Origin of the sequence: Tatumella terrea (assembly GCF_039523755.1) — a bacterium.
GTDB lineage: Bacteria > Pseudomonadota > Gammaproteobacteria > Enterobacterales > Enterobacteriaceae > Tatumella > Tatumella terrea.
The window spans coordinates 105,232-131,467 of the sequence record NZ_BAAAFX010000021.1 but is presented as its reverse complement, the minus strand read 5'-3'; the positions used below and the strand labels follow the sequence as shown (position 1 = coordinate 131,467).

The window sequence follows — 26,236 nt, the reverse complement described above, 5'->3', positions numbered from 1 at the left end:
GAACATGGACCCTTTTTACATCATGCACTGGATCGATCAAGTAGTCTTAAACGATCGGCATTAGCCTGTTAGGGCTGCTTTTTTTATGCCTATAATTTGCCAATGGTAAAAAGAGGGTAAAAGTGATGCTCCAGGCTCTGAAAAATAGCCTTGGGGTAAACGCCCGCAATCCCCGAAAAACCTGTATATTCACAATGAGTCAGGATAATGAACAACATGTCAGAATCTGCATATTAACAGAGGTAATCACTAAACAGTGATAATGGGCAGCACTGTGATGCGTGAAGACAGTCACGCGTCATAAGTCGGACGCTGAACCAAATAACGGCAGGTTAAAAGTGTCAGACCGGCTAACTTGCAGGCACGTCATAGCGACAGACCCGTTGTCTCACACATAGCTTCCACGGCTTCCCGCCTCTGGTCTGTCCTCAGAAATTTTGGCCCAGAGCCACCTGAAGTACCCCCTTATCCAGCCTGGCTTCAGCGAGCAGCTTCCTGAGACGAGCATTATCCTCTTCAGGTGACTTGAGCCGCTCCACTTCAGGGACTTCCATTCTGCCGAAATTCTTACGCTAAATGTAAAAGGTGGCGTCTGAAATGGCATGCTTGCGGCAGAGTTGCCGGACTGAACCCCGGGGTCTGCCTCGCGGAGAATACTGATAGTCTGTTCGTCCGAAAATTGCTTCTTCATAGAGATGTCCTCATGTGGCTTATGAAGACATTACTAACATTGCCGTGTATTAATTAACGGGAGCAGATCACGTAAATTTTCCTTAATAAGAAGAGGGTGAGTACGAGTATGACGATACATTGATGGATGAGCATCATGAGCTTTAACTATCCTAAAATATTGCTCCCGGCATAAGGTAGAAATACGTTTTCGACTCAGTGCCAACGGTAAAAAGACCTTATTTTGGTAAGTCGTTTGCGTATTGAGAAAAGAGCGATCTGATGATAGCCCTTTTTTGGATTAATCATATCTGCAGACCACTTACAAAAGCTAGCGATATTGAAAACCTCTTCAGCATGTGAATTTTTATGGGGTTAAATCCCCGGGAATTTTATTAAAATAAAGTCATAGGAAGCAGTCACATAATGTTTTCGCATGACTCTTCAAGAGTCGAATATCCCGGAGTGAATGTGTTTTCCATAACTAACCAGAGCAGGTGGTTTGGACTGGTCCAATTATTTCCATATTTTCTTCACACAGCAAATGGATTCCCTGATATGAGTTTCCCTTGCATGTAAAGCCTGATATTGCATTAAATATTCCAGAATTTCTTCCATTCAAAACTCTAAACCAAATCACCTACTCATTAGTATTATTTGTGTTATTTGTTGAACACATGCTCATTTACAAACATCATCAACACTAAATGATTTTACTTGCCATTTTGGTACATGTGAAAATTTCTTATTCTACTTTAAATATATCTTATTATTAAAATATTCAGTTTTTCTGGTAAACAAAGGATAAGTAATGCTGGTCAGCACGAGACTAATCACCCAAGAAATATCTACCCCGGGAATTAAATTCGCGTAGGGACCGGAGAAGAAGGCATTCTCAACAAAAGGAATCTGTACAATGATACCAAAAAAGTAAACCAACAATGTATGGGTATTCAAAAGACCGTAACGCCCACCGTCTGCCCGGAAGATTGCCTCTATATCATAGGATTGCTTATTAACATAATAGAAGTCCAAAAGATTAATCACAATCCATGGAATAAGTACCGCAATCAACGCCAGAATCAGGTTGATAAAGAACGAGACGAAGTTTTGTGATGCCGCCAAGGCCACTAAAACGCTACTTACCAATACCAGGGAAGATACGACTAATCGCACAACAGCCCCTGGTGTCCAGGCAGGGCGGAAGGTTTGTACCGCCGTAATCAGTGATAAAACGGCACCATAAAGATTCATCGAGTTATGGCAAATAATATTGATCAGGAATAACACCATTAGCACCGGACCAAGCCACCCCGTAGCATGGCGCACCGACATCATTACATCGCTGGTTGGAGCAATATTCACTGCCATCATACCGAAAACAAAGGCCAGAATCGTGCCTCCACACGCCCCTAAATAGGTAGCAAAAAAAGGACGTGCAATCCCGACACTTGCAGGCAGATAACGAGAGTAATCAGAAGTATAAGGTGAAAAGCTGATTTGCCAGACAGCACCGATACAGAAAGTCCCAAACCAGCCAGCCGCACTCATATTACCGCGTTGCCAGAAATCGGCAGGTAATGGCTGTGAAATCATGATTCCCAGACCAATAATCAGCGCCGCTCCCATTACCCAGGCACCGACTTTATTGATACGGTGGATAAAGTGATAACCGACAATACCTATTACCGTTGACAGGATAGCGCCAATTACTGTAGCACTGCTCACAGACAGTGATGTAAAGAAATTATTAATCACCCGGCCGGATAGCGAGATATTAGAAATAAAAAAACCAAGATAAATTAATGTGGTAAATGCTATCACCAGCAACGAACCATAGCGACCAAATTGCGCACGGCTTTGTACCAATTGTGGTATCCCAACCTTTGGCCCCTGCGCTGAGGTAAATGCCAGGAATACCCCGCCAAATAAATGCCCGGCAATAATCGCTGTTAATGCAGCAACAACGCTAAGATGAAATGTTGCAGTTGCAATTGTGCCACTGACAACAGCCAAAGGTGCAATATTAGTACAAAACCATAAAGTAAATAAACTAATGGATTTACCATGCCGCTCTGATTCCGGGACGTAATCTACTGACTTATTTTCTATGACCGTACTTTGACGTGGTTGTGTGTTCATCGTACCCTCCAATTCTCAATGATATTATTTATATTTAAATGTCTATAAAACCTTCCTTAAAAAAGCCATAGCCATCCCGACGAATCTATTTTCGTCTTCTTATAAAAGAATTGGCGGTAAAACTTCCTGCATAAAAAACCACTACCAGGGTTCGGTGATTTTCTCTGAACCCGACACTGAAATCTCAACGCATAATAAAAGGATCACTGATTGGTTCATCGCTGGTACGCAGCCATACCGTTTTAGTGGTGGTATATTCCAGGGCAGCATCAATACCACCTTCCCGGCCAAAACCGGACTTACCATATCCGCCAAAAGGTGCCAGAGGGGAAACCACACGATAAGTATTCAGCCATACCACACCGCTACGTAACCTGCGTGTGACACGATGGGCACGGGTCAGGTTTTGTGTGAACACGCCCGCAGCCAGACCATATTCGGTGTTATTCGCCAGACGAATTGCCTCTGCTTCATCTTTAAATGACAGTACCGACAGCACCGGTCCAAATAACTCTTGTACAACACAGTCTGCGTCCGGAGCATTACTACAATCCAGAATGGTTGGCGGGTAATAGAACCCCGGCAGGTCTACAGGCTGATTACCCGATACCAGCCGCGCACCATGCTCTAAGCTCCGGCTTACCACCTGCTCGATTTTTTGTTTTTGTTGCAATGTACATAGTGGGCCAAACTGAGTCTCCTGGTGCTGAGGGCAGCCAATCACTATGTTGCGGACTTTAGTGATGAGCTTTTCAATAAAGGCCTCTTTCACTCCCTGCTCTACCAGTAAGCGTGAACCAGCCACACAACTCTGCCCTGAAGCTGAGAAAATGGCGGCAACCTGAGCATTCGCCGCACTTTCCAGATCAGCATCCGCAAACACAATGAAAGGCGACTTACCACCTAATTCCAGAGATGTGCTGGCAAGGTTTTCAGCACTGTTGCGTACAATATGACGTGCAGTCTCCGCTCCGCCAGTAAAAGCAATATGATCGACCAGCTCATGCCGGGTCAACACCGTGCCACAGTCTGCCGCGAACCCCGTGATGATATTAATCACCCCTGGCGGAAATCCGGCTTCATGTACCAGTTCAGCCAGAGACAGTAACGGGGCCGGCGCCGTTTCGGCCGCCTTCACCACTACCGTACAACCGGCCGCGATCGCAGGGCCAATTTTCACGGCGGAAAGAAATAACTGGCTATTCCATGGAATGATCGCTGCTACCACACCGACAGGTTCACGTTTGATCCAGGTTTCCATATCGTCTTTATCGATGCTCAGGGTGGCTCCATCCATTTTATCGGCGAGCCCGGCATAAAAACGATAATACTCTGCAACGTAAGCAATCTGAGCCTCAGTTTCACGGATAATTTTACCGGTATCCAGTGTTTCCACACGGGCCAGTCTACGGGCATCACGCTCTATCAGGTCTGCCAGCTTCAGCAACAGTTTTCCGCGTGCACTGGCACTCGATCCACGCCACCCTTCTGACTGAAATGCCCTGGCTGCGGCCTCGACTGCACGGTCGGTTTGCACGCGGCGAGCTTCGGCAATATCAGCCCAGGGTTCTGCTGTCGCCGGATTCAACGAGGTAAAGTTTGCGGCCCCGGGATCAAACTGGCCGTCGATGTAGAGCTTGAACTTTTCCATGACGTCTCCGCTTAGTGAAATGCAGGTGCAACATGTTTAATAAAGCGTTCCAGTGAAGCTTTTTTGCGCTCAAAGGACATACCACTATCCAGCCACAACGCATACTCGTCATAGCCCATCGCTTCATAGTTTTTCAGGCGAGCAATCACCTGGTCCGGATTACCAATTACCAGATTTTTTCGCATCGCTTCTGCGTTGTAGTAGGTGTTGGTAACAATCTCTTCCTCTGTCAGCGGCTTAATCAGCCCCTGCCGGACCGGACGCTCGTTTTTGAACCAGGCACCGAAATAGTTATAAAAACGGTTAAGTTCCTCCGCCGCCTGTTGTGCATCGGCTTCGTCTTCAGCAACAAAACCATGCTGCAATAACATGATTTTCAGGGGTTGTTCTGGTGAATATTCACGACATGCAGCTTTGAACGTAGTGATTAGTCGGGATATTTCCTCTTCCCCCTGATGTAACGGAGTGCACTGCACATGGCATCCATTTTTCACCGCGAACTCATGGCTGTTTGGATCCCGGGCCGCTACCCAAATAGGTGGGTGTGGTTGCTGTTTGGGCTGTGGCGATGACGTAGTCGAAGGAAATGACCAAAACTCCCCTTTATGCTCATAGTCACCCTGCCATAGTGCTTTTACGGCAGGGACCAGTTCACGCATTCGCTGGCCAGCTTCCCAGGCATCCATCCCCGGCATCAGGCGTTGGTACTCAAAAGAATAAGCGCCGCGAGCTACCCCCAGGTCAAGACGTCCATTGGTGATTAGGTCAGTCATCGCCGCTTCACCTGCCAGTCGGATAGGGTGAGTAAACGGCGCGATAATTGTCCCTGTCCCTAAGCGTACATGCTGAGTACGGTGAGCAATATCCACCAGATTAATGAACGGGTTGGGAGCTATAGTAAAATTCATGCCATGGTGCTCACCGGTCCAGATAGCATGCAGTCCACCCCGATCTGCGATTTCACACAGTTCCATCATCTCGTCGTACAGCTTTTCCTGAGGGTCATCTGCCGAAACACGTTCCATATGCAGGAATAATGATAGTTTCATACCACCTCCTGCAGAGACTGGTTAAAGAATTGACGGACTGAGCCCTCCGCTTCATCGCCGTAATAAATACCGTAATTTCCGACCGAATTTTCACGGATAAAACGGTCCACCAGAGATTTCAGGGCACTGTCCGGCATCGACAGTTTTTTTAGGCGCTGAACATCCACCCACTCGCCATCAGGGACCTCTACCAGCATACTGTCTGTTGGCTGAGCGCAAAGAAATACAATGTGCTGTTGTTTCTTCTGACGATCTTCCCAGACTGAATAAATAAATCCCGGGTTAGCATCGATATTTAGCTTGCTGAAAATTTGCTTCAGACTTTCACTAACACTGCTGTTATTGACTGTTTGAGATGGGAGGCCATAGCCCTCTGATTTACGGACGACCAGTGCCTGCCCGGCCGATTCAATCAGTGCGGTCACCACCACATTCGGCCCGCTAATCAGAGATTCAGCATTCTGGTAAGGGGTAAAGTAACCTCCGCGATAGTAGCCCAGCCCCGGCGTTCCACAGGATTCAAACTCTTCAACGTTACCGATCAAAATCGCGTGATCACCAGCGTCAACCACATGATGCATCGCACATTCAAACCAGGCGGAACTGTCATCCAGTAACGGAGTGTTGAATTCACCTTTATGCCACTGCACATGCGAGAAACGGTCATCTATCTTTTGAGAAAAAATGTTTGAAACATCTTTCTGCTGTTCAGCCAGAATATTGATGGCGAAGTGCGAGCATTGAGTGAAGCTTTCAAAGTTAGCAGAGCGCTTATCAATGCTAACCAGCAATAATGCAGGATCAAGAGATACTGATGAGAATGAATTTGCAGTGAAGCCAATCGGCTGTCCCTGCATATCATAAGTAGTAACTACGGTCACGCCAGTCATAAAAGCACCAAAGGCGTCGCGAAGTAATCTGCGTTTATCGGCATCCATAACTTACTCCTTAACAAGCTTTGTTTTGTATGACATTGCCAGTATCCATGCTGAGGAAAGATAATATTTCGTCATTAACACGGTCAGCATCTGTCAGGTTCAACATATGTTTAGCGTTAGCTACCACGACAGCCTGGCCTTGCGCTGCTGCCTGGGCCATCCGGTGAGTCATATCCGGACTGGAATTAGTATCAAGCTCGCCGGTCATTACTAATACCGGGCATTGCATCTCATTCCAGCGATCAGAATAGAACCGGTCACCTTCCGCAAATGCCTGATAGGCTCGAGCGTAGCCGTCAAGATTCACCTGCTGTAACCACCCACCGACTTGCTGGCGGAGCGGTTGTTCATAGGGCTGGTCACTGAACCAGCGATCCAGAGGAGCATCAAGTCGAACCCTGCCACTGGCTAATTCTTCAGCCCGTTTCAGTACCGCATCACGTGCACTGTTACTGCGTTTAAACACCCCACTCATTACTATGGCGTGATTCACCAGTTCAGGGTGATCGATAGCGATACCTGCGGTAATCAATGCTCCCATTGAGTGACCTGCCACAGCAAAATGCTGTTCCGGTTGTGTTTGCAGGAACAAGACCAACCAGCGTACATAATCCTTCAGGCCCGCAGCATGGTGAAAACCACTACTTTCACCGTGACCCGGCATATCCACGGCTAACACCCGAAAATACCGACTAAGCAGATCCATTTGCGGATACCAGGCGTCAGCATTCATGCCCACACCGTGGATCAACACCAGTGGCTGCCCCTCCCCCTTCTCCAGATAACTGACCTGGAGTCCTGATTCAGACAGCTGCTGGATTTTTCTGGTCATGGCCCAACTCTTTCAGGTCAAGATAACGGTTACCGATACGGTGATGCGGACGGCCGCCCAGTGCCGCGCCCAGCGCTATCACAATCTCATCGCTGAATGGAGCGTCGTTAATGTTGAACTGCATAGTCAGGTAATGCTCACGGGTGCCTTCATCATCAGTGCCCATCATCGGTACCAGAATCGGAGTGTTAGCAGGCCCTCGGGTATTATTAAAGGCCAGGTAGGTTTTACCTTTCACGGCTGAACGGTAATGATTTCCGAAGTGCAGGGTATGAATTAGGGCGGAGGCATGTTCAAGCTCACCATTCAGACCAACCACCGCACTTTTGCCGTATGCGACGACCTTGTCTCCTCCCCCGGCTTCTTTAACGATCAGGCCGGTCAGCAGCTCGCCGATCACCGGGGCCATTTCCCGGATTTTTGGTGCGAGATCTTCAACAAAACCTTCACCAGCCCACGGGTTTTTTACCACCGCTGCCGCTGCAATCATCACCAGGGGCGTGGTTGCAGATTTGCCACCGTCTGAATAGAGGGTTTCGGTCGTCACAAACGTCTTGCGAATATCTGGGTGCATAACTGAGCCTCACTAAAGTTAACAGGTTGTTAATCTTGTTCGGGATGGGATATAACAGTGAGATTTATAGTATGTCAATTCATGGTATACCATCATACCGTGTTCTTATGTGGTGGATTTTTTGGGAAAAAAGAATGAATTAATATCTTATAAAACATAATGTTAACCATAAAACCCTCATGCTTTACACCCTCTATCAAGTGCAATAAGAGTCTGTGATTACCGCCATAAATCATCAACCAGGAAGAAAGCCTGACTTTATATAATATATTGATTTTATTTGATTTATAATTTACTGGTTTGTCTTATTTCTGTCGCAATGATGAGCCGTAATGGAACTAAGAACGAACGCTAATTTCATCCGGCTAGTCGGGTCTGGATGGGAGAGAATATTATGATTAAGTAAATCAACTGGCATTGCTTTAACAATATAAACAGTGATAATAATAAAAAGGTTGCTAAATTTTAAATTAACTTATCGCTGAATTTTTTAATTCTTTAAATCGGGAAGATTATGGTTGCTCGTCACTCGTTAAAAATTGAAAACACGCCAGTGACACTTCGCGAACTGGCATTAGAAAAAGTTCGCCGGGCTATTATTTCTGGCCATTTTAAAGCTGGAGACAGATTGGTTGAACGCAGCCTGTGTGATGAATTAGGTGTGAGTCGTACGGTAGTCCGTGAAGTCATTCGTTATCTGGAAGCTGAAGGGCTTATTGAAAATATACCCAAGAAAGGCCCGATTGTCGCAGTGCTGACCTGGGAAGTTGCGGCACAAATTTACGACATCCGGTTATTACTGGAATCAGAAGCAGCTAAAGATTGTGCGAAGTCGGCGACCAGTAAAGACAAAAAAAGCTTACACCAAAAACTGATGCGTATTGCTAAAGCATCTCATGACCTGGATGATACAGAGCGTGTTGATGCATCACAGGCTTTTTATGAAGCCCTTTTTTCCATTGCAAAACACCATATTGCGTGGGAAATTGTTCAGCGACTCAACAGCCGGATCAGCAGACTTCGGGTACTGACATTGCGCAACCCTGAGCGGCAGGTCGCAGGTTTTGAGCGTATTTCCAGGATTTATGAAGCCATTGAAAAGAATGATCCTGAACAAGCGAAACAGGCAGTGATACAACATCTGACTGAAGCCGCCTCCCTTGCAAAATCAATTCTTACCATTGAGGAATAATTATGCCTGCTTACTGGATAGCGCACGTTAATATTGAAAATGCAGAACAGTACCAAAATTATATAGAATTAGCACCACTGGCATTCAAAAAATATCAGGCAAAGTTTATTGCTCGTGGAGAACAGGCCACTTCACTGGAAGGTGAAAAATTTACCAAGCATGTCATTATTGAATTTTCTGATTATCAGACAGCATTAGACTGTTATTATTCTGAGGAATACCAGTATGCAAAAAAACAACGTAAACAGGTTTCAAACGCCATGATAACTATAGTTAACGGACTCGGATAAATAAAATTTATCAATCGGGATAATTTAAAAATAATTCCTTTCCCTGATCTGATTAAGGCGGTAACTCGCATTTCCGCCTTATCACATTTATAATTATTTCATATGATAACCATCTGATTTTTATAAATAAAAAAACAAATTCAGATATAAAGAATAGAAAATAAAACACCAAAAAAAACGTGTCCCATACTGGTGCACGCCAGGTGAATTATAGAATATAACTGCAGATAATTTCAGGAAGGAGAGTATATTCGGTTAACGTTCATCATTCTCATCATAGTGAATAATTGACAGCAAACGGATCGGGACGGTGATTAACTTTTCGGGTCCATGCGGAACACCACCGTCGAAAGAAAGGCTGTCACCGGGTGACATAGGATAAAGACGGGTACCGTGACGATATATCAGTTCACCTTCGAGCAAATAAATAAATTCATGGCCGGGATGGCAGAAATTAGGGAATTCTTCACTGGCGTCATCCATGATCACTAAAAAAGGTTCATACAACTTCTGCGGACCCTGCGCATAACTGAGCAGGTGATAAGAATGGCCCACTTCTGTGCCGGTACGGACAACTTCCAGCCCTTCACCCGCTTTAATCAGCTGAGCACCGCGCTTGGCAATATCAAAGTCGCTAAAGAGCTTTGACACCGGTAAACCAATGGCATCACAGAGCCGGTTAAGTATATCCAGGCTAGTCGACACCTGCGCATTTTCTACTTTACTGACCATGCCCACGCTGACCCCGGCAATACGGGCAACATCGGAGATTTTGTACCCCTGTGAAATCCGTCGCTGTTTCAGCGACCGGGCGATATGCTGCTCCAGGCTCAACGGGCTTTCACGTTGACTGGTAGTCACCGGTTTTCTCATTTCGTCCTGATTTTCTCCGTCATTTTACGCAGGTTACCCAACTCAAAAGAAATACGTTGCGCAGTCGCGAGCAGCGCATTACGAACTACCTCTTTTTGCCGCGGATCTTCCATTAGCGCATCCGGGCCGGAGACATTAATAGCCGCAACAATTTGATTATGATGGTCACGCAACGCACAGGCAATGGCGGTGGCAAAGTCAGAACGATGCTCAACCCAGCCTTGCGCACAGTCCTGAATAATGGTTTCCTTCAGTTCCGGCAGAGTGCGTGGTGCTGGCACAGAATAGCCATCCAGTCGCACATGCTGATACAAACTTTCCAGTTCAGTAGCATGCAAACCGGTTAATAATACCCGCCCCATCGCACTACAGTGGCAGGGAATTCGGGTACCAATAGGTACATTCACTGACAAACGCTGCGAAGCAAATGAACGGTAAATATACACGGCTTCCTGGCCTTCACGAATACTCAGATGGCACGACATGGAAACCGCATTACGCAAGGCGTTAAGATGCGGCATTGCAATATCCACCACATCACGACTGGCCAGGTAACTAAAACCATTCGAAATCACCTGGGGTCCAAGCTGATAGGTATTTTTCGCCACCTTTTCAAGATAGTTCATCTCAGTCAGAGTGGTCACAATGCGATAAATTGATGAGGTTGAGACGCCCAGATGTTCGGCAAAATCCTGGACTGTCAACACTCTGTCCTGGCTGTTAAACATTTCAATGATCGTCAGCCCGCGAAATAGTGCGGGAACTGTATAATCATTTTCGGTGATAGTAATGACAGACATATACACCTGCAGTAAATCAATCCGGGACCAGGCCCCGGAAATGGAAGTTAAGGGTTAATCAGCAATCGCAAACTCCGTACTGGCATCACATAATACATCCCAAAAATACGCTGCCAGAGAGTTATCCATCAGCAGCCAGAACTCGGTTTCCCCGTTCTGTGATGCGTTGATCACCATGGCATTCGCCCGGGCGACTGAAGTTTGTACCACCGCACCGGCTGTAAATTGCAGGGTATCCAAATTTACCGCACAGAGCTTTGACATCATTTCAGGCAGCACTTCGCCTTTCAGGCGCAGCCATCCGTGAGTGTCCTGACGGGGCAGGGAAAAACAGGAAAGCTCACTCATCTGCCACTGCAATTCTTCCTGTTGAATACGTGACCGGGATTGCGTCGAGGCTGCCAGTAGAAGATATTCGGTTTGTGACAGTCGAGCCACCAACGAACCATCAGATTGCCAGCGCGCCTGATTGGGCTGGTCGGGCAGTACATAATCCCGGTCCTGAAGATACCAGGTGGCATGGCGGCCACGGAATCCGACCCGTGCCAACGGGGAAAAGTCACTCAGAACAACCCTGCCATTATCGAAAGAAGTATTTTTATCATCCAGCGGCCCTGCCGCCAAAACGTGCATATTTTGCATCATTAAAGTTCCTGTCGCTGGTTTTCAGCATCATAAAAAGGCAAGCTGACCACCTCGGCTGTGACCTCCCTACCGTCTTCTGTGCGAATCGTAATTCTGTCGCCCGGAGTCGACCGTTCAGCAGATGCATAGGACATGCCAATTATTGCGTTAAGTGTCGGAGAGAACTCACAGGAAGTTACGTTACCGGTGATTTGGCCACCTTCCAGAACCAGATGCCCCTCCAGTGGCTTCGGTGAACCGGCCGGTAACCTGAATGCGACTAATTTCCGCACCGGCTGATGTGCTTCAAGAATATCGATAGCACGACGACCGATAAACGAAGGTTTGCTGCGGTTCACAGCCCATCCCATGTTGATCTCCTGCGGATGACTCATTCCGTCGGTGTCCTGTCCGATAATAACGTGCCCTTTTTCCAGACGAAGCAGACGCTGAGCTTCAACACCGAACGGTTTGATGCCACAACACTGACCGGCTTGCATCAACGCATCCCACAGTGCTAGTCCATATCGCGTTGGAACATGAATTTCATAGCCCAACTCGCCGACAAATCCGACACGTAACAAGCGGGCTGGAATCCCGGAGACGCGACCTTCACGGCAGGCCAGATAAGGAAATCCTTCCGCACTCAGATCCTGTCCATCACACAGCTGACTTAATACCTGACGAGACTTTGGCCCCGCCAGATTAACTGCTACCCAGGCAGAAGTGACATTCGCGATATCTACATCCAGTCGCCAGCGGATATTCCATTGCAGCATCGACTGGTAGACCCGGGCAACGCCACTGGAGGTCGCAGTCACATAGAAGTGGTTTTCAGCCAGCCGACAAGCGACACCATCGTCAATCACTACACCTTGCTCATTGGTCATCAGCGCATAGCGTGTACGCCCCACCGGCTGTTTGATAAACGCGAAGGTATACATACGATTAAGGAATTCGGCGGCATCCGGCCCTCTCAGCTCAATACCTCCTAACGTAGAAACATCAATCAGCCCGACATTATTTCTGACGTTAAGTACTTCTGCCTCTACTGCTGATAGTTTGTCGGTCGCAGGTAAGGTCTGATACCAGCCAGGGCGCAACCAGTTACCTGCAGGCATCATCTGAGCCTGAAGCGCAACATGCCGCTGATGCATGGCAGTCACTCGCCAGGGATCGAAATGGCGTCCGGCAAGATGCGCAAGACTTTCGGCGCTGAAAGGGGGCCGTGCCGTGGTAATCCCGGTCTCGCTCACACTACGGTTGGTGGCCCGGGCCACTAACCGGGCTGTCGGTAATGCCGAATGACGCCCTTGTGATGGCCCCATGCCCACCGTTGAAAAGCGCTTCACCAGTTGCACGTCTCGATAGCCATGTTTAGTGGCATTAATAATATCCCTGATCTGCAAATCCTCGTCGAAGTCAACGAACTCTTTACCTTTCGGGTGGGGAAAAATTGGCCAGGGATAATTGATTCGCGGTTTCTCCCCCTCTGAAGGCGAAGGGGTGATGAGATTATGACTGAAACCCAACTGCTGCAAGGCCATACGACTGGCATTCATGCCATCCCTGACAGACTCTTCCAGACCAGACCAGCCATTGATCGAACCTGCAGTAAACATATTCGCCGGTAAATCGCCCAATGAAAAACTGGCACTAGCATCGTCGTAACTGAGTTTTCCGCCTGCCTGACAAGGTAATTGCCAGGCAGGCATATAGCCTGCAGACATGCAGAGTAAATCACATTCGATACGCCGGCCATTCGGGGCAACCTGCCCTTGTCCGGTAATAGTCCTGACATCTACTGATGAGAGCTGTCCTGAACGCCCTGCAAAAGCTTCATACACAGTCGCATTGGTGATAAGTTCAATACTGGCACTTTGCAACGGTTCAGTTAATTCTGCTGCTGGTAAAGTTGCACGTAAATCGACAACAGCCGCGACCTTTATTCCCTGCTCGTGCATCATTAATGCGGCGAAATAAGCATCATCATTGCCGGTTAACAGCACTGCACGCTGGCCCGGACTGACAGCATAATGCTGGATCAGACGCTGTGCAGCACTGGTCAGCATGATACCCGGCAGATCATTATTGCGGAAGATCACGGGTTGGTCGTATGTACCGGTAGCAATCACACAACTGCCCGTCCGTACCTTGTACATACGTTGGTTCTGAATCACTGGCAAATAGTGATCTTTAAACCAGCCGTTGCAGGTTGCATTAAGCAGCAGACGGATGTTCGGATGGGTTTCAAGCCGATGGGTCATAGCCCCCAGTTGCTGTTCGGTTTGTTGCGCATCGGCTGACATACGTGCCCAGCTCATTGCGCCTCCGGCGACAGGCAGTTGCTCAACGATAATCACTTTCGCCCCGCCGTCAGCAGCGGTGAGTGCGGCCTGTATTCCCGCAGGACCGGCACCGACCACCAGTAGATCACAGAACAAATAGGCTTTATCGTAATAGCCAGCAGTCGCGTTAAGATTCAGTACCCCAAGACCGGCTTTACGGCGAATCAATGGTTCCCAGCGCTTCCACATGCCCTTCGGTTTGTAGAATGCCCGATAATAAAAACCCACTGGCATAAAACGGGAAAAGAGCTGAATTTTATCGTCACTGTCTTTATTCAACGACCCGCTGTAGTTTTGTCCGCTAACGTTAAGTCCCGGGGTAATGGGTTGCATATCAGCCAGTACGTTGGGTTCATCCGGTAATTGCACCAGTGAATTCGCATCCTGGCCGAACATGCTGAGCACACCGCGTGGGCGATGATATTTAAATGATCGGGATAACAGTTGTTGTCCGTTTGCGATTAAGGCACTGGCAATCGAGTCACCATTGTATCCGGTGAAAGACTCACCTTCAAAAGTGAAACTGACCGGTTGCTGGCGGTTAATCAGACTACCCATCGGCGCAGGTAAACGTTTCTGAGTCATGAGATGACCTCCGATGGCGTAGTAATGCTGCCAGGCAGCAAATTGCTGTGTGGATTAGGGAATACCTGACTTGCATCATAAGTACTTATAACTTCGTCGGTCAGAGTATTACGCTCAGCCAGAAACCAGTAACCAGAAGGCGTATGGAACCACCACTCGGTAACTACCCCGGCACGGTTATCTTCATAAAACACATAATCGGCCCATTCACGATCAGTGCAATTCATTTGGTCCGGGATAGTTTTCAACTCGCCACCATAGGCGAATTCAGTAATATTGCGCGGTCCGTTGAGCGGGCAATGCAAAATTTTCATCTGACTTTCCTTTAGTGGCTGGCGGCTGTAGCACCCATTTCATTGACTTGTTGAAAGCGAGCAAAGCGCTCCAGTTGAAACGGTGCTATCAGTGGTGGTGTCTTACCACCGCTGGCAACCATCTCTGCCATGGTTTTGCCACAGATAGGTGTGGCTTTGAACCCCCAGGTCCCCCATCCCGCATCCAGGTAGTAATTCTTCACCGGGCTTTCCCCCATGACCGGACTATAGTCGGGAGTCATATCGGTAATTCCCGCCCACTGCCGCATCAGGCGTGCTTTAGCAAGGAACGGGAACATTTCAATACCGTGGGCGATCAGGCTTTCTTTGAGATCCAGGGTCGAACGGGTGCTATACAACGGATAAGGATCCGAACCACCGCCAAATACCACCTCTCCACGGCTGGTTTGCTGAACATAACAGTGCAAAGCTGTAGAGCTTACCAGCGGATCGAGGAAAGGTTTGACCGGTTGCGTTACCATTGCCTGCAGCGGATAGGAAACTACCGGTAGACGAAATCCTGCTTTTGCTGCTAACAATGAACTGTGCCCTGCAACAGCCTGTACGGCGCACCCACAGCCAATTTTTCCGCGATTGGTTTTTACCGCGGTAATACGCCCGTCAGTGATCTCCAGATCTTCCACTGTCGTCATCTGATGAATTTCAACACCTCGTTTTGCGGCCTCTTTAGCGTATCCCCAGGCCACGGCATCGTGACGTGCCGTGGCACCATCGATATGCCATAAGCCAGCCAGCACCGGAATATTTCCCGGGTCGAGATTAAGGGTGGGCACGAGTTCTTTGATTTGCTGGCGGTCTATCATTTCGGTACGACCGCCAAAATGCTTATTAACCTCAGCACGTTGCCTGAAGGCTCGTACTGTGCTGTCGGTATGTGCCAGCGTGAGTTGACCGCGTTCGGAGTACATAATGTTAAAATCAAACTCGTTGGACAGATTTTGGAATAATTTCACCGACTCACTGTAGAAACGTACCCCCTCCGAAGTCAGGTAATTAGAGCGAATAACAGCAGTATTTCTGGCAGTATTGCCGCCCGCCAGATAACCTTTTTCCAACACCGCAACGTTAGTAATGCCATGATATTTAGCCAGATAATAAGCGATAGCCAAACCATGCCCGCCCCCGCCAAGAATCAACACATCATAATGCTTTTTAAGTTCACGGGGCGGTGGGATATCCACTTCGGCCGGATATTCCGATGAAAGTCCGTACTTCAATAGTGCTAATGGCATCTTCGCTCTCCTTAACTCGCTGACTGCTGTTGTTGAATCTCAGCAGCCAACACCGTGTTTTGCATCAGGCAGGCAATAGTCATTGGCCCAACCCCCCCCGGCACCGGTGTGAGTGCCTTGGCCACCAGACTGACGCTGTCGTAGTCCACATCCCCCACTAAACGGCTATTTCCCTCTGTATCGATAACCCGGTTGATACCCACATCAATTACCAGTGCTCCTGGCTTCACCCAATTGGCGTCAATCATTCGCGGCTGACCGACAGCGACGATCAGGATATCGCCCTGACGTGCCAGATTTGCGGCATCACGACTACGCGAGTGAAGGGTAGTCACGGAACAATGAGCGTGTAACAGTAGGCTGGCCATGGGTTTCCCCACGATATTCGAGCGGCCAATGACCACCGCATGTTTACCACTCAGATCGCCTCCATACTCTTGTAACAGCATCAGACAACCCAGCGGTGTACAGGGGGTGATCACCCGTTGCCCCTGTACCAGACCTCCTGCATTTTGTGGATGAAAGCCATCCACATCTTTCACTGGTGAAATGGCCTGTACAATAGTTGCTTCATTAATCTGCGAAGGTAACGGCAGCTGTACTAATATGCCATGCACCGTCGGATCATTATTTAATTCATGAATAGTCGCGATCAAATGAGTTTCGGTTAACCGTGAATCAAAACGAAATTCCAGCGATTTAATTCCCACCTGCCGGGCAGTACGTAATTTATTACGCACATAAACCTGACTGGCCGGATCTTCACCCACTAATATCACCGCCAGACAGGGCGTGATATTCTTATGAATTAATTGTTTAATTTCATGCGCAGTATTTTCCAGTAACTTTCCGGCACTCTTTTTTCCATCGATAGTGACTGCTATCGGTTGCGAAGTCGTCGAAGTAGTCATCAGAATATTACCGTTTTATTTTCGTCGAGGAACACACGGTGTTCAGTGTGATATTTAACGGCTCTGGCCAGTGCAATGGTTTCGGTATTACGTCCGACTACCACCAGGTCATCAGGCCGGTAAGTATGGTCAACACGTTGTACCTCCTGATCGATAATCGGCCCCTCATCCAGATCAGAAGTGACATAATGCGCAGTGGCGCCAATTAATTTTACGCCGCGTTCATACGCCTGGTGATATGGCGTTGCACCTTTGAACCCCGGCAGGAAGGAATGATGAATATTGATGGCACGTCCCGCCAGTTTGTTGCATAAATTATCGGACAGGATTTGCATGTAGCGTGCCAGCACCACCAGCTCAGTGCCTGTTTCCTCAATAAGGCTAATCAGTTCAGCTTCCTGGCGCGCCTTATTTTCTTTGTTCACTGGCAGATAAACAAAGCGAATCCCTTCACGCTCAGCCATCGGTCGCAGATCCAAGTGATTAGAAACAATTGCTGTTATGCTAATGTTAAGCTCACCCTTATTGCGTCTGTAAAGCAAATCCGTCAGGCAATGATCAAATTTGCTGACCATCAGCATTACCCGCATGGATTCTGAAGTATCAAAAATTTCCCATCGCATATTGAGCCGTTCAGCAATGCTGGAAAAATCTTTCTTTACGGTAGTAATATCAGGTTTGATATTTTCGTTAAATCTGAAACGCGCACGCAGAAATAAATGGCCTAAATGCTCATCATCATATTGAGATAATTCGCTGATATAACATTGACTCTGGCTCAGAAAGCCTGTTACTGCAGAAATAATTCCCGACGTTGCCGGGCAAGTTGCAGTCATAATGAAATCACGGTCAGATGCAGACATAAAAACTCCACACAAGTGAATTGATCAATTTACAGGTAAATTAAAATCAGCTTTGCGATAAGCAAAAACCACATTCCGATTCTTATTTAACACATTTAATTCATATCAATTAACTTGTCTAGCGACTTTTCAAGATTATCTAAAAATAATTCAATCATCAATAAACATTTAAATATGAATTAATTGTTTCATATATGAATATATCATGGAGGTTTTATTCAATGGCAAACAGTTTTATTAAAAACTCCCCGATCACTCCCCATAAGTAAGCCCCAATTTGGTGATTATTATCTGTAGATATTTCCATTACTGAAGAAAAATTTTGGTAAATACCCGTTGCCGGAATAAGTACAGCAACACTACCTCACCCATGATAAATTTTAAATTTATGATTTATATATATTTTTATATTCAATTTAAGCTTCTCCGGCATTCTGGCACAACTCCTGCATTTTTCCCATCAGTGAAAAAATATTCCTGCCGGGAATAAAGCACGGCACCCACGTTAAAACAGCGTGTTCCATTACATTGTGGTTAAGAGGTAGTTATGTCACCTGAGCAAGCCATACAATTTTTGCAGGACAATAATGTGCGGTATCTTCTGGCACAGTTCGTTGATATTCACGGTACAGCCAAAACGAAATCCGTGCCGGCTAAATATCTGATGGATGTCGTTGAGAAAGGTGCCGGTTTTGCCGGTTTCGCCATTCCCGGAATGGGAATGGAACCTCAGGGGCCGGACTTTTGTGCCCGTGGCGACCTGAGTACCTTGTCACTGGTACCGTGGCAACCAGGATATGCCCGCATCGCCTGCAACGGCTACGTCAATAAACAGCCTCATCCCTATGACAGCCGGGTAGTATTGATTAAACAGGTGGAGCGGCTGGCCGAAAAAGGCTGGACTCTGAATAGCGGGCTGGAACCTGAATTCTCACTGTTCAGACGTGGCGAAAATGGCAACCTTCTGCCTGCCGATAGCAGTGATACCCTGGCGAAACCCTGCTACGACTATAAAGGGTTATCACGGGTACGCCCGTTTCTTGAAAAACTGACCGGGTCATTGCAGGAGGTTGGGTTCGATGTTTACCAGATTGATCATGAAGATGCTAATGGCCAGTTCGAAATTAATTACACCTATAGCGATGCATTAACTTCAGCAGACCGCTTCACCTTTGTACGCATGGCTGCAGCAGAAATTGCCCATGATCAGGGGCTGCTGTGTTCATTTATGCCTAAGCCTTTTGCTGACCGCCCCGGAAATGGTATGCATTTCCATCTGTCGATGGCCGACAGCCTGGGTAATAACCTGTTCCATGACGGGAACGATCCTCAGGGTCTGGGATTGTCAAAAATGGCCTATCACTTCATGGCAGGGCTACTCCATCACGCTAAGGCCTTGTGTGCTTTTGCCGCGCCTACTGTTAACTCCTACAAACGCTTAACCAGTGGTGGTTCAGCCACCGGAGCTACCTGGGCCCCTGTGTTTATCACTTACGGTGACAACAACCGTTCAGCAATGGTGCGTATTCCTTATGGCCGCCTGGAGTTACGGTTGCCCGATACCGGCGCCAATCCTTATCTCGTGCATGCGGCTATTATCGCCGCCGGTCTGGATGGCGTGGCACGTCAACTCGATCCGGGCAAAGCACAGAATGGTAACCTCTATGCGTTCACCGCTGAGGATTGTCAGCGTGAAGGCGTTGAGCTGTTGCCACAAAATCTCAAAGAAGCCATCGATGAACTGGCTAATGACGCGATCCTGCGTGAATGCATGGGCCCGGAAATCGTCGATGAGTTCATTAAGGTCAAACGCCAGGAATGGCACGAATATCACCGTCATGTTAGCGAGTGGGAAACCCGTCGCTACCTCGAGTTCTTCTAACTGTAATCCTGTAAAGCTAAGGAAATTCTATGTGTGGAATTGTCGGACTTTATTTCAAAAATACGGCGATGGAACAGCAACTGGGTAGCCTGTTTCGTCCAATGCTTATTTCCATGACCGAACGTGGTTGTGACAGTGCCGGCTTTGCTGTGTATGGAGACGAATATGATGCGGGTATCAAACTGACCTTGCGCAGCAACGATACTAACTTTAACTGGATTGCACTGGCTGATCAGCTGGCGACACAATTTGGCAAGGTTGATGAGTGGTTCCGCAACAACACCGTCGCCGTATTTAAGCTGCCGGTCAACGAAGCCACCGCCCTGAACTGGCTGAAGCAGAATGCGCCAGACATCGAAGTCATGAGTGCCGGCCACAGTATTGAGATTCTTAAAGGCGTAGGTCTGCCTGCGGAAGTCGCCGATCATTTTAATCTTGCTAACATGAAAGGCAGCCATGCTATCGGACATACCCGGCTTGCCACTGAAAGTGCCGTGACCATTCAGGGCAGTCATCCATTTTCGACTGGTATGGATCTGTGTCTGGTTCATAACGGTTCACTGTCAAACCACAACCGTCTGCGTGAAAAACTGAAACGTGCGGGTATTGATTTCAAAACTGACAACGACTCTGAAGTTGCTGCGGGTTACCTTGCCTGGAGGCTGTCTCAGGGGGATTCACTACAAACCGCTTTGCAAAATGCACTAAAAGAACTTGATGGTTTCTTTACTTTCACCATCGGCACCCGCGACGGCTTTGCCGTACTTCGTGATCCTATTGCCTGTAAACCGGCGGTGATCGCGGAAACGCATGACTACGTTGCTATGGCGTCTGAATACCGTGCGCTGGCTAATCTGCCAGGCATCCGCGATGCCAACGTTTGGGAGCCGGAACCAGCAAAACTTTATGTGTGGGAGCGCAACAGCACCACCACCGCAGGAGCAGTGTAAAAATGAAAACTTACGACTTGAGTCATGGCGTTCGCGAACTTAATCAGGCACTGCACGATATCAGCCTTACCCGGGAGATCAAAGACTGGCAAGTCATTCATCCCGACGGGGCACACAATATCGCCTGCGGTGTTAATGATGATGTCGACATCACCATTGAAGGGCACGCGGGATATTACTGCGCCGGAATGAACCAGAAAGCGACGATTACTGTGCAGGGTAACGCTGGTGTCGGAGTCGCGGAAAATATGATGTCCGGACGGGTAAGGGTTAAAGGCGATGCATCACAATCCGCCGGCGCAACAGGTAACGGTGGATTATTGGTGATAGAGGGCAATGCTGCCGCACGTTGCGGTATTTCGATGAAAGGCATCAACATTGTTGTGAAAGGCAATATCGGACCGATGAGCGCTTTTATGGCTCAGGCTGGCTGCCTGGTGGTGTGCGGCGATGCCGGAGAGGCACTGGGTGATTCTTTGTATGAGGCGCATATCTATGTGAAAGGCAGTGTCGCGTCACTGGGTGCCGACTGCGTTCAGAAAGAGATGCGTGCTGAACATCTCGAAGAATTAGGCCAGTTGCTGCAACAGGCAGGCTTTGATGAGTCACCGTCTGAATTTACCCGCTACGGCTCGGCCCGTCAGCTTTATAACTTCAAAGTGGATAACGCGTCAGCGTACTAAGAGTGGAGAACACCATGAGTGATAAATATAATCCGGCATTGCGCGAATCCGCTACTTACACCCGTTCAGTGATAGCTGAAATTCAGCGGGCAGCCGAAACCGGCATTTATGATATTCGCGGCTGGGGCGCCAAACGCCAGGTTCCTCATTTCGATGATTTGTTATTTCTTGGTGCCAGCATGTCGCGTTATCCACTGGAAGGCTACCGCGAAAAATGCAGTACCGAAGTGGTACTTGGCACACGCTTTGCAAAAAAACCACTAGTGCTCAGCACGCCAGTCACTATTGCAGGGATGAGTTTTGGAGCCTTATCCGCACAGGCCAAAGAAGCCTTAGGCCGGGGAGCCTCAGCGGTGGGGACCTCCACCACCACAGGCGATGGCGGTATGACAGCCGAAGAGCGCGGACAGTCAAGCAAACTGATCTATCAATACCTGCCGTCACGTTACGGCATGAATCCCGATGATTTGCGTAAAGCCGATGCCATTGAAGTAGTGCTCGGGCAAGGGGCAAAACCCGGCGGCGGCGGAATGCTGCTCGGTCAGAAGATCTCTGAGCGCGTGGCAAAAATGCGCTGTCTGCCACAAGGCATCGATCAGCGTAGTGCATGTCGCCACCCTGACTGGACCGGTCCTGATGATCTGGCGATTAAGATTGCTGAGCTACGGGAGATCACTGACTGGCAGGTACCGATTTACGTCAAAGTTGGCGCTACCCGTACCTATTATGATGTAAAACTCGCTGTGCAGGCCGGGGCCGATGTAGTGGTCGTTGACGGTATGCAAGGTGGTACAGCAGCCACCCAGGATGTGTTCATTGAGCATGTCGGTATTCCAACTATGGCCGCGATTCCGCAGGCAGTCCAGGCATTACAGGAACTTGGCATGCATCGTGAAGTTCAATTGATTATCTCTGGCGGTATCAGAAATGGTGCCGATGTTGCCAAGGCTATCGCGTTGGGTGCTGATGCAGTTGCAATTGGGACAGCAGCTCTGATTGCACTTGGTGATAACAACCCACGCTACGAAGAGGAATATAAAAAAATTGGCTCAGCCGCTGGTTTTTACGATGACTTCCAGGAGGGTAAAGATCCTGCCGGGATTACGACTCAGGATCCTGAACTGAGTAAGCGCCTTGATCCTGTCATAGCCGGTAAAAAGTTGGCTAATTTTCTGCGGGTATTAACGCTGGAAGCCCAAACTCTTGCTCGTGCCTGCGGTAAATCTCACCTTCACAATCTGGAGCCGGAAGATTTAGTGGCATTAAATATTGAAGCGGCGGCAATGGCTCGTGTTCCGCTGGCAGGAACCCAATGGATTCCAGGTCAGGATCTGAAATAGCCCCCTCCACGCCTTCACCCTATGGAGGCGTGTTGTTTGTAAACTATCGAATTTTTAAGCAGTTACTACTCCTTCAGTTATTTAATGCTATCTACTCCCATACCATTAGTTATAAATTATGAATTAGTTAATAAAAAAATCACTTCAATTATAGCTTATATTTTTTAATTTTATATTTCTGAAAATTAAACAGCCACGAAAAAAGAGATACTCCTTCATTATTGAATCGGAAAACATTCAGACATCTAACCCTCTCCGGAACCATTCCGGACATATTAATGAATGGCACAACTATGGCATATAGGTTTTCACCTGCTTATATTGTTAAGAGATTATTTCCTTACCAATTGTAAGTGCCCCTGAAAAAATACTCCCTTTAGATATTGAGTCTATTTTTCATTAGCAACTGAATAAGCTAGTGTAGACAGAGTATTATAAAATCATTAAGACAATGTCTTACCCGGTTATTCTCGGCGTCGCAGGATCTTTTCAGTAACGGGAGCATCCTCTGAACTGGGCAGAAAATGGAAATATTCATCATCGTTCATATCGCTTTTGGAAAGTTTCTTCACCTCAACTACGGTAGAGTCTTCCGGCTCTATTAGCCGGGGATCGGGCGCTTCGTCAGGGGCATAGGGGCCTAATGCTTTTTGTTGTGTCAGTAAGCGGCTTTGATGAGTAAATCTGCCTTTTGCTGAGTTGATGGAGCAGATATAAGGGTAACGGTATTGAACGTCAGGTGATCACTTCGATGACAGATGTAATGCGTTATCCGGCGACAAACGTTGCAAAACGGCATAAGCCAGGGTATGGAACGCGGCGATGTTGAGACTGCCCCCGGGACGGGAGCGGAAGTATGAAAGGGAAGTCAGGCCCAAAAAGCCAAAATATCCCTTTAAAAACAATGCCGGTCACCTTAAGTGAGCGCCTTTAGCCACTTATGGCTGCGCGTTAAAACCGCAAACGGTAACCGCATTGGCAGGGTCATCGCGCGTATCACTGCGGGTACAGCAGTAAACCGCGCGATGTCAGGAAACGTTCTCTTATTCCCGCGATGCTGCGGGTACCTGATCGGCGGACTGATCCTCTTTGCGGTTACCCGAATAGATAAACAACAGCGCTATGCCCAGGCAAAGGAGCGCCCCCAGTCGGTTCAAGGTGAAATGAATCGTCGGGTTATGCAGCCAGCCAAAGTTATCGATCATGATACTCATCAGCAACTGACCAAAAATGACGGCGACCGTCGCCAGCGCTGAACCGATGCGCCTCAGTGCCAGTACCATAATCACAATATAAGGGACCCCGAACATCGCCCCGGTCAGTTGCCATTTGGGGACATCCATCAGTGTGAGGCTATGGTGCGGTTCAAAAAATAAAATCAGTAATGCCGTGATCAGCGCGCCGACCGAAAAGGTGAGAAATGCGGTTTTAAATACCCCGACCTTACTGCCCAGTTGTCCATTAATAGCCGCCTGGATGCTCAGCATCGCCCCGCCGGTAACGGCCAGCAGCATCATCAGTATTGTCATCATCGGTGTTTATCCTCTAGCCATCAGGATCAGTGCCGCAATAATAAAAAGCAGCGCAATAACCCGCTTATGATTGATTTTCCGGCGTGGTGTCCCGAATAAACCGTAATGGTCGATCACCAGACTCTGAAAGATCTGCCCTGCCAGAATACCCACCATGGTGACGGCTATCCCGATGACCGGCGTGACGACGGTCATAATAATGACGTAAGCCGCCCCCAGTATTCCGCCGGTCAGCTGCTCCGGTGGCTGTGCAAAAAGAGACGGGCTATTGCGCGGGCTGCAAAAAAGCATCAGTAAGAAGGTCAGTGCTGTACCCACCCCGAATATGCTCAGCGTGGCCGGCAGTTCTCCGACCTCTTCCCCCAGAGGACCGATTAATCCGGCTTCCGTCGATAGCCCCATCCCCGCGGCAATCACCAGTAAAAGAAATAATAATCTCATGAGACCCCTGTCTTATGTGTTTTAGAGAGACAGGCCGCAGGTTACCGCAGGCCGATAGTGAGAAAAATGCTATAGTGAGATAAACACCTGTGCAGGATATGCATTAATGAATCATCCCGACGACATCAGTTTGCGTGCGTTCAAGTTATTTATTGAAGTCTGCGAGGCTCTGAACTTCTCTGTGGTCGCCCGACGGCACGGTATTTCTCCTTCTCAGGTGTCGCGCATCATCCATCAGTTAGAAGACAGTCTGGGGCAGCAACTTTTTTACCGTAATACCCGTGCCATTATCCCGACCGAAAACGGCCGCCTGTTTGCTGAATCGGTCCGACAGACCTTGCAGCAACTGGAGGATGCACGACGGCTCATGGAGGAAAGGACACGCGAGCCTTCAGGACTGGTCCGCATTAATGCGCCTGTCTTTTTCGGTCAGCGTCATATCGCCCCGGGGCTTGCCGGTCTGTCAGCCCTGTATCCGCGACTGAAGATTGAGCTTGTTCTGACCGATGATTATATTGACCCGCACCGGGACGCCGCCGATGTTATTTTTCGCATCGGAACCCTCTCTGATTCTTCGTGCCATGTCCGTATTTTCGGCACTCAACGCTTTCATCTGGCAGCCTCTCCGGAATACTTACGCAATCACCCCTTGCCGCAATCTCCGGAAGACCTGACTGACCATCACTGCCTGCTCTATCGGGGTTCCTCCGGCCCTAACCGCTGGTTATTTCGTCGCCCGGAGGAGGAATGGGTCCATTTTCCGGTATCGCCGTTACTCACCTCTAACAATGCAGAAACCCTGCTGATATCCGCATTACAGGGAATGGGCATTGTGCTATTTCCGGACTGGCTGATAGGTGACAAGTTGCAGACCGGTGAACTGAAAGCGTTGCTACCAGGTTTTACCGCCTCGATCGCCACCGAGCCTCAGTCTATTGCCGCCATTTACCCGGGATCCCGTCACCCTCCGCTAAATATCCGGGCCGTAATTGACTATTACCTGGCATTATTCGGTACCCCCCTGTACTGGCAGCTCCCGGGATGACCCGCTACCTTCGCCGCATGATGCCATGGCTCCCTTCCCGCGATGCAGCGTGCTGTCATTGCCCTGCTTCTTGATCCTTATCGGGGCGATGAAAGCACGGTTTCAGCCGTTTTCCCTCTTTCGGGTATCCCCGGCAGCTGCGTCCCCCCTTTGAAACCGGCTGGTGAGCTATTGCAAAAGCCGAAGAGAAATTTTCTGACCTGCCGGCCAATATCGCCGATAACGAGTCTGCGCCACAGATAAATGCACCACGTTATCAATGACCCTAATACGGGTACTCTATTGTATGGCCGGCGGGGCTTATCCGGGTGGGTATTAGAATTCGCGTACCGGGATCAGAGGTTAGAGGTTAGAGATTAGAGATTAGAGATTAGAGATTAGAGATTAGAGATTAGAGATTAGAGATTAGAGATTAGAGATTAGAGATTAGAGATTAGAGATTAGGGGTCTGGGGT

The 26,236-nt window shown here is 48.3% G+C and carries 23 protein-coding genes and 2 pseudogenes; 8 read left to right on the top strand and 17 right to left on the bottom strand.

Going from position 1 to position 26,236, the window contains the following annotated elements; translation table 11 throughout:
* Positions 1-294: 294 nt before the first annotated feature.
* From ABD035_RS16240 to ABD035_RS16210, 7 genes and pseudogenes are all read right to left on the bottom strand, one after another.
* A pseudogene (locus ABD035_RS16240) lies at positions 295-691 on the bottom strand (transposase); the annotation flags it as partial.
* 728 nt (positions 692-1,419) lie between these two features.
* Positions 1,420-2,811, bottom strand: coding sequence for a purine-cytosine permease family protein (locus tag ABD035_RS16235; protein ID WP_343871178.1), 1,392 nt, complete (start codon positions 2,809-2,811; stop codon positions 1,420-1,422).
* A gap of 184 nt (positions 2,812-2,995) precedes the next feature.
* Positions 2,996-4,462, bottom strand: coding sequence for an aldehyde dehydrogenase (locus ABD035_RS16230; RefSeq protein ID WP_343871176.1), 1,467 nt, complete (start codon positions 4,460-4,462; stop codon positions 2,996-2,998).
* Positions 4,463-4,473: 11 nt separating this feature from the next.
* A complete protein-coding gene (locus tag ABD035_RS16225; RefSeq protein WP_343871175.1) occupies positions 4,474-5,511 on the bottom strand; it encodes an LLM class flavin-dependent oxidoreductase in 1,038 nt (345 codons plus the stop codon).
* A complete protein-coding gene (locus ABD035_RS16220; RefSeq protein ID WP_343871174.1) occupies positions 5,508-6,449 on the bottom strand; it encodes a flavin reductase in 942 nt (313 codons plus the stop codon). The genes ABD035_RS16225 and ABD035_RS16220 overlap by 4 nt, the downstream gene beginning before the upstream one ends.
* A gap of 10 nt (positions 6,450-6,459) precedes the next feature.
* The gene (locus tag ABD035_RS16215; protein WP_343871173.1) at positions 6,460-7,281 is read right to left on the bottom strand and encodes an alpha/beta fold hydrolase; all 822 of its coding nucleotides are present in this window, start codon (positions 7,279-7,281) and stop codon (positions 6,460-6,462) included.
* The gene (locus tag ABD035_RS16210; RefSeq protein ID WP_343871172.1) at positions 7,253-7,855 is read right to left on the bottom strand and encodes an amino acid synthesis family protein; all 603 of its coding nucleotides are present in this window, start codon (positions 7,853-7,855) and stop codon (positions 7,253-7,255) included. The genes ABD035_RS16215 and ABD035_RS16210 overlap by 29 nt, the downstream gene beginning before the upstream one ends.
* Positions 7,856-8,369: 514 nt before the next feature.
* Here ABD035_RS16210 and ABD035_RS16205 point away from each other — a divergent pair.
* Both ABD035_RS16205 and ABD035_RS16200 read left to right on the top strand, forming a co-directional pair.
* A complete protein-coding gene (locus tag ABD035_RS16205; RefSeq protein ID WP_343871171.1) occupies positions 8,370-9,047 on the top strand; it encodes a GntR family transcriptional regulator in 678 nt (225 codons plus the stop codon).
* Positions 9,048-9,049: 2 nt separating this feature from the next.
* Complete coding sequence (locus ABD035_RS16200) at positions 9,050-9,337, top strand: DUF1330 domain-containing protein (protein ID WP_343871170.1); 288 nt, start codon at positions 9,050-9,052, stop codon at positions 9,335-9,337.
* 255 nt (positions 9,338-9,592) lie between these two features.
* Here the strand turns inward: ABD035_RS16200 and ABD035_RS16195 are convergent, their stop codons facing one another.
* From ABD035_RS16195 to purU, 8 genes are read right to left on the bottom strand one after another with little or no spacing between them, the layout of a single operon-like run.
* A complete protein-coding gene (locus ABD035_RS16195) occupies positions 9,593-10,198 on the bottom strand; it encodes a helix-turn-helix domain-containing protein (RefSeq protein ID WP_343871169.1) in 606 nt (201 codons plus the stop codon).
* 8 nt (positions 10,199-10,206) lie between these two features.
* The gene (locus ABD035_RS16190; RefSeq protein ID WP_343871167.1) at positions 10,207-11,010 is read right to left on the bottom strand and encodes an IclR family transcriptional regulator; all 804 of its coding nucleotides are present in this window, start codon (positions 11,008-11,010) and stop codon (positions 10,207-10,209) included.
* Positions 11,011-11,064: 54 nt separating this feature from the next.
* Positions 11,065-11,655, bottom strand: coding sequence for a hypothetical protein (locus ABD035_RS16185; protein ID WP_343871166.1), 591 nt, complete (start codon positions 11,653-11,655; stop codon positions 11,065-11,067).
* Positions 11,655-14,567, bottom strand: a complete 2,913-nt coding sequence (locus ABD035_RS16180) for a 2Fe-2S iron-sulfur cluster-binding protein (protein WP_343871165.1) — start codon at positions 14,565-14,567, stop codon at positions 11,655-11,657. The genes ABD035_RS16185 and ABD035_RS16180 overlap by 1 nt, the downstream gene beginning before the upstream one ends.
* Entirely contained in the window at positions 14,564-14,881 is a 318-nt protein-coding gene (locus ABD035_RS16175; protein WP_343871164.1) for a sarcosine oxidase subunit delta, read from the bottom strand. Before ABD035_RS16175 ends, ABD035_RS16180 begins: the two co-directional genes overlap by 4 nt.
* Before the next feature lie 11 nt (positions 14,882-14,892).
* Positions 14,893-16,134: an FAD-dependent oxidoreductase gene (locus tag ABD035_RS16170; protein WP_343871163.1), complete on the bottom strand. Its 1,242-nt coding sequence runs from the start codon at positions 16,132-16,134 to the stop codon at positions 14,893-14,895.
* Positions 16,135-16,145: 11 nt separating this feature from the next.
* On the bottom strand, positions 16,146-17,045 hold the full coding sequence (locus tag ABD035_RS16165) for a bifunctional 5,10-methylenetetrahydrofolate dehydrogenase/5,10-methenyltetrahydrofolate cyclohydrolase (protein ID WP_343871162.1): 900 nt from the start codon (positions 17,043-17,045) through the stop codon (positions 16,146-16,148).
* Positions 17,045-17,908 (bottom strand): formyltetrahydrofolate deformylase, encoded by an 864-nt coding sequence (gene purU / locus ABD035_RS16160; protein WP_343871160.1) that lies wholly within the window; start codon positions 17,906-17,908, stop codon positions 17,045-17,047. The genes ABD035_RS16165 and purU overlap by 1 nt, the downstream gene beginning before the upstream one ends.
* 547 nt (positions 17,909-18,455) lie before the next feature.
* On the opposite strand from purU, the gene glnT reads away from it, so the two are divergent.
* The 5 genes and pseudogenes from glnT to ABD035_RS16135 form a co-directional block, all read left to right on the top strand.
* Positions 18,456-19,790: a type III glutamate--ammonia ligase gene (gene glnT, locus ABD035_RS16155; protein ID WP_343871158.1), complete on the top strand. Its 1,335-nt coding sequence runs from the start codon at positions 18,456-18,458 to the stop codon at positions 19,788-19,790.
* A 29-nt stretch (positions 19,791-19,819) separates the two neighbouring features.
* Positions 19,820-20,740 carry a class II glutamine amidotransferase gene (locus ABD035_RS16150; protein ID WP_343871157.1) on the top strand — a complete coding sequence of 307 codons (921 nt, stop codon included), beginning with the start codon at positions 19,820-19,822 and terminating at the stop codon, positions 20,738-20,740.
* Positions 20,741-20,742: 2 nt separating this feature from the next.
* Entirely contained in the window at positions 20,743-21,423 is a 681-nt protein-coding gene (locus ABD035_RS16145) for a GltB/FmdC/FwdC-like GXGXG domain-containing protein (RefSeq protein WP_343871156.1), read from the top strand.
* 14 nt (positions 21,424-21,437) lie between these two features.
* On the top strand, positions 21,438-22,763 hold the full coding sequence (locus ABD035_RS16140) for an FMN-binding glutamate synthase family protein (RefSeq protein ID WP_343871155.1): 1,326 nt from the start codon (positions 21,438-21,440) through the stop codon (positions 22,761-22,763).
* A 709-nt stretch (positions 22,764-23,472) separates the two neighbouring features.
* Positions 23,473-23,687 (top strand): annotated as a pseudogene (locus ABD035_RS16135) (hypothetical protein); the annotation flags it as partial.
* A gap of 119 nt (positions 23,688-23,806) precedes the next feature.
* On the opposite strand, the gene ABD035_RS16130 reads toward ABD035_RS16135, so the two are convergent.
* Together ABD035_RS16130 and ABD035_RS16125 are read right to left on the bottom strand one after the other, a co-directional pair.
* The gene (locus ABD035_RS16130) at positions 23,807-24,292 is read right to left on the bottom strand and encodes a DMT family transporter (RefSeq protein ID WP_343871189.1); all 486 of its coding nucleotides are present in this window, start codon (positions 24,290-24,292) and stop codon (positions 23,807-23,809) included.
* A gap of 9 nt (positions 24,293-24,301) precedes the next feature.
* Complete coding sequence (locus ABD035_RS16125) at positions 24,302-24,736, bottom strand: DMT family transporter (RefSeq protein WP_212713969.1); 435 nt, start codon at positions 24,734-24,736, stop codon at positions 24,302-24,304.
* A 106-nt stretch (positions 24,737-24,842) separates the two neighbouring features.
* On the opposite strand from ABD035_RS16125, the gene ABD035_RS16120 reads away from it, so the two are divergent.
* Positions 24,843-25,781 (top strand): LysR family transcriptional regulator, encoded by a 939-nt coding sequence (locus ABD035_RS16120; RefSeq protein WP_343871153.1) that lies wholly within the window; start codon positions 24,843-24,845, stop codon positions 25,779-25,781.
* Positions 25,782-26,236 lie beyond the last annotated feature (455 nt).